Genomic DNA, 235 nt, shown 5'->3' with positions numbered 1-235 from the left:
CCCGTTATCGCGGCGGCAGCGTCACCCACCTGGTCACCCAGGCCACCCCGCAAACCAACGGTTCCTACAGCCTGGTGTACTTCCGCGACCAGTTCGTGTTCCGCGACAAGATGAAGGACTTCGATCCGAAAAACCCAGGCAACGTGCTGTTCTACTTCAAGCAGCAAGTGACTGCGCCAGCGCGCCTGGCCGGTGGTGTGCTGCTGGTGCACGAAACCCTGGACCAGGTCAAAGA

1 protein-coding gene is annotated in these 235 nt (G+C 60.9%); it reads left to right on the top strand.

Annotation, left to right across the window (positions count from 1 at the left end; genetic code table 11):
• On the top strand, positions 1–235 hold a 235-nt coding region (locus AAEY72_RS16365; RefSeq protein ID WP_352311746.1), incomplete at both ends, for a DUF1329 domain-containing protein.

The sequence above is a fragment of the Psychrobacter sp. W2-37-MNA-CIBAN-0211 genome (genome assembly GCF_040309405.1).
GTDB lineage: Bacteria > Pseudomonadota > Gammaproteobacteria > Pseudomonadales > Moraxellaceae > Psychrobacter > Psychrobacter glaciei.
This window is presented reverse-complemented; position numbering and strand designations above follow the sequence as displayed.